The sequence below is a fragment of the Pseudomonas sp. VI4.1 genome, from assembly GCF_002029345.1.
GTDB lineage: Bacteria > Pseudomonadota > Gammaproteobacteria > Pseudomonadales > Pseudomonadaceae > Aquipseudomonas.
Map to the genome: position 1 here is coordinate 1 of NZ_MULM01000027.1, position 4,056 is coordinate 4,056.

5 protein-coding genes are annotated in these 4,056 nt (G+C 63.2%); 1 reads left to right on the forward strand and 4 read right to left on the reverse strand.

Features of this window, described 5'->3' with window-relative positions; translation table 11 throughout:
• The first annotated feature begins 151 nt into the window (after window positions 1–151).
• On the forward strand, window positions 152–958 hold the full coding sequence (locus BZ163_RS00320; RefSeq protein WP_128869356.1) for an MOSC domain-containing protein: 807 nt from the start codon (window positions 152–154) through the stop codon (window positions 956–958).
• A 66-nt stretch (window positions 959–1,024) separates the two neighbouring features.
• Here BZ163_RS00320 and BZ163_RS00325 read toward each other — a convergent pair whose 3' ends face one another.
• From BZ163_RS00325 to BZ163_RS00335, 4 genes are all read right to left on the reverse strand, one after another.
• Entirely contained in the window at window positions 1,025–1,309 is a 285-nt protein-coding gene (locus BZ163_RS00325; RefSeq protein WP_054614024.1) for a pyrimidine/purine nucleoside phosphorylase, read from the reverse strand.
• A 78-nt stretch (window positions 1,310–1,387) separates the two neighbouring features.
• Complete coding sequence (locus BZ163_RS00330; RefSeq protein ID WP_128869357.1) at window positions 1,388–1,930, reverse strand: exonuclease domain-containing protein; 543 nt, start codon at window positions 1,928–1,930, stop codon at window positions 1,388–1,390.
• A gap of 71 nt (window positions 1,931–2,001) precedes the next feature.
• Window positions 2,002–2,106 (reverse strand): hypothetical protein, encoded by a 105-nt coding sequence (locus BZ163_RS36270; RefSeq protein WP_371916773.1) that lies wholly within the window; start codon window positions 2,104–2,106, stop codon window positions 2,002–2,004.
• A 2-nt stretch (window positions 2,107–2,108) separates the two neighbouring features.
• The gene (locus tag BZ163_RS00335; protein ID WP_371916774.1) at window positions 2,109–3,962 is read right to left on the reverse strand and encodes an acetyl/propionyl/methylcrotonyl-CoA carboxylase subunit alpha; all 1,854 of its coding nucleotides are present in this window, start codon (window positions 3,960–3,962) and stop codon (window positions 2,109–2,111) included.
• Window positions 3,963–4,056: the final 94 nt, after the last annotated feature.

Consider the following 4,056-nt stretch of genomic DNA (forward strand, 5'->3'; position numbering starts at 1 on the left):
CGATGGACGTGAACGATAACGCATTCATCCGGGATGAACGTGTTGTTCTTAACGTCCATCGCGAGCAAGCTCGCTCCTACAGGGTTTTTGGCCTTTGATTCAGGGCTGGAGGTCGTATAGGGTGGCGTTTTTACTCTCCATGGAGCTGGCCATGCTGCGTCTGAGCGCGCTTTATCGTTATCCGTTGAAATCCGGCAAGGGCGAGATCCTGCAGCAGGCCAGCCTGGACAAGCTCGGGCTGGCAGGGGATCGACGCTGGATGTTGGTTGACGAGGCCAGCGGGCGGTTCCTGAGCCAGCGCGTAGTGGGGCAGATGAGTCAACTGTCGGCATTATGGAATGCCGAAGGCGGCTTGACCCTCAGTGCGCCAGGCCGCGCGCCGATCGATATCGCCTTGCCAGGCGGCGACGCTGAACTGCGGGGCGTGACTATCTTTCGCGACAGTTTGCGGGTCCCGGATGCCGGCGATGAGGCCGGTGCCTGGGTCAGTGAATTCATTGGCAAGCCGACTCGCCTGGTGCAAATACCGCTTGATCGCGCGCGGATCACTGAGGCGGGCTACGGCAAGGATGACGATCGGGTGGCTTTCGCCGATGGCTTCCCGCTGTTGCTGATCGGGCAGGCGTCCCTGGAGGATCTTTCGCAACACGTCGGGCGCCCGTTGGAGATGCTGCGTTTTCGACCGAATCTGGTGATCGAGGGCACGCCAGCGTACGCCGAGGATGGCTGGAAGCGTATCCGGATCGGCGATGTCGAGTTTCGCGTGGTCAAGCCGTGTTCCCGTTGCATCCTGACCACCGTCGACCCGCAAACCGGGCTACGCAGCGCCGATCGTGAGCCTCTGGCCACCTTGCAGAAATACCGTGCCCAGGAAGAGGGGGCGATGTTCGGCCAGAACCTGGTCAACGATGGCAATGGCCAGCTCGAAGTCGGCATGCCGGTGACGATCCTGGAATAAGCGCATCCATGAAAAATGCCCGTGTCCTGGGACACGGGCATTTTTTTGCGCTGTGAAACCTGGGGTTTAGCCGCGGTATTCGCACAGGTAAGCGGTGTCGACAGCCACTTTCAGCTGGAACTTGCTGTTGGCGGGCACGTTGAACTGGCTGCCCGCGGCGAAGGTTTCCCAGTCGCTGCTGTCGGGCAGCTTGACGGTCAGGGCGCCGGTCACCACGTGCATGATTTCACGCTGGCTGGTGCCGAATTCGTACTCGCCCGGCGCCATGACGCCGATGGTCGCCGGACCTTCTGCGGTGCCAAAGGCGATCGACTTGACGGTGCCGTCGAAGTACTCGTTGACTTTAAACATGGGCGATTCCTCGAAAAGGGCTGAAAAGGGCTTAAAAGCGCCGGCCAGTATGCACAAGGCCCACAGCGCCGTCACGCGCTAGAGAGGGAGCACCAGGGGTAACAGGCGTGCCGTGTTGCGCGCGTCTTCCAGTGCCCGGTGTTGCTGCCCGGTGAACTGCATGCCCGCCAGTTGCAGGGCGCCGTTGAGCCCCAGCGGGCGTTCCAGCCGACGGGCCTTGGCAAAGCGTTGCTTGAGGTTCATGTGCGGCACCCGGCTCAGGGCACTGTCGAGCTGCAGGCGTTGCCATTCCTGAAGCAGTTGCTGGCGGTCGTAGTCGCCCCAACTGGCCCAGCCTTCCAGGCGAGCGTGATGTTGGCCGAGCCAGCGTTCGAACGACGCCCAGACTTCGCTAAGCGGCTCGGCACCGTCGACATTGGCCTGGGTGATGTGCGTCAGCTCCCGGCAAAACGGCGTCAGCAAAGGCCGCCGCAAGGGCCGCACGAAGCGCTGGAATGCATCCAGTTCTCGTCCTTTGCGATCCACCAGCGTGGCGCCGATTTCGATGATTTCCATTTCCGTTACTGGCCAGCCACCCTCATCGGTGGTGGCTTCCAGATCAATGACCAGCCAGTGAGGCATCGCAGGGTTCCTGGTATCCGCGTCCTGATAGCGCTTGAGCGTAGCCAAACCCGGCGGATCCGCCTAGCGACTTATTCGACCTCCAACAATATCTGACGATTTTTCACCTGGTCGCCGACCCTGACCTGCAAGCGCTTGAGCACGCCATCGATGCCTGACTTGAGGGGATGCTCCATTTTCATCGCCTCCAGCACCACCAGCAACTGGCCTTTACTGACCGGGCTGCCCTCACGACCAGCACGTCGACGATCGCACCGTCCATCGGTGCCTTGAGCGTGCCGCAGCTGACGCTGGCCTGACTGCTGGCCGGGGCTTGAGTGCGATCCACCAGTTGCAGGCTGCCGGGCCGGGTGAACAGCCAGAGCTGCGCGGATTCGAGACGATAGGCATAACGTCGGCGGATGCCATCGATTTCCAGGGTGGCCCAGCGGCCGTCGCACTGCACGACCTTCAATTCAAGGGTGCGGGTGGCGACTTGAATCCGGTAGGGCGCGTCAGGCACTGCGTGCAATTGCACCGGCCAATGCTGATCTTCCAGGCCGATGCGATAGTGCAACGGCACGCTGGCATTGTTGCGCCAACCGGCCAGGGGCGCTGGGTGAGTCTGCGCCGAGGCCCGATAAAACAGGGCCGTTGCGATCGCCAGTTCTTCGGCGGTGGGGACCGGCGGATGCAGGCAGGCAGGGTCGGCAAAATACCTCGGGATGAACCCGGTGTTGAACTCGCCGCTGACGAACTGCGGGTGTTGCAACAGGCTGGCGAGCAGGCGCTGATTGCTCGGTATGCCCAGCAGCACGCTGTCCTGCACGGCGCGCAACAATTTGCGCCGGGCTTCTTCGCGGGTGGCGCCATGGGCAATGAGCTTGCCCAGCAGCGGGTCGTAGAAGGGGCTGATGCCCTGGCCTTCGATCAGGCCGTGGTCGATCCGCACCCCGTTCTGCAAGGCGGGCTCCCAGGTTGCGATGCGCCCGGTCTGGGGCAGAAACCCCCGGGCCGGGTCTTCGGCATACAAGCGCACTTCCATGGCATGGCCGTTGAGTTGCAGCTGCTGCTGACGCAGCGGCAGTGGCAGCCCTGCGGCGACCTGCAGCTGCCAGGCCACCAGGTCGAGGCCGGTGATGAATTCGGTCACCGGGTGTTCCACTTGCAACCGGGTATTCATCTCCAGAAAGTAAAACTGCCCGCTGGCATCCAGCAGGAACTCCACGGTGCCAGCGCCGACGTAACTCACCGCGCGCCCCGCCTTGAGCGCCGCTTCACCCATGGCCTGGCGCAGTTCGGTGGTCATCACCGGGCAGGGCGCTTCCTCGATGACTTTCTGATGGCGACGCTGGATCGAACAGTCGCGCTCACCGAGGTGGATCAGGTTGCCGTGCCGGTCGCCGAATAGCTGAACCTCGACGTGCCGGGGATCGATCAAGGCTTGTTCGAGGATCAGCTCGTCACTGCCGAACCCGTGCAGCGCTTCGGAGCGGGCGCTGCGGATCTGCTCCAGCAAATCAGCGGCGCCCTGGACCAGGCGCATGCCGCGCCCACCCCCGCCGGCACTGGCCTTGATCATCAGCGGGTAGCCGATGCGCCCGGCTTCGCGACACAGGGTCGCGTCGTCCTGTTCGGCGCCCTGATAGCCTGTGATGCAGGGCACGTCGGCGGCAAGCATGGCGAGTTTCGACAGGCGTTTGCTGCCCATCAGCTCGATGGCCTCGGGGCTGGGGCCGATAAAGGTGATGCCGGCGTGTTGGCAGGCGAGGGCGAAGCCGGGGTTTTCCGAGAGGAAACCGTAGCCGGGGTGGATCGCGTCGGCCCCGGTGCGCCGGGCGGCGTCGATGATTGCCGCAATGTTCAGGTAAGACTGCTGCACCGGGGCCGGGCCGATGTTCACGGCTTCGTCGGCCATCTGCACGTGCAGGGCATCGGCGTCGGCATCGCTGAAAACGGCGACGGTGCGATAGCCCAGGGTTTGGGCGGTGCGCTGGATGCGGCAGGCGATTTCACCGCGGTTGGCGATGAGGATTTTGCTGAATCCGGGCATGGTTTGGTCCCTTGGTTTTGCGGTGAATGTGAGGGCCTCTTCGCTGGCAAGCCAGCTCCTACAGGGGGTTTGTGAGCGACACAGAACCGTGTAG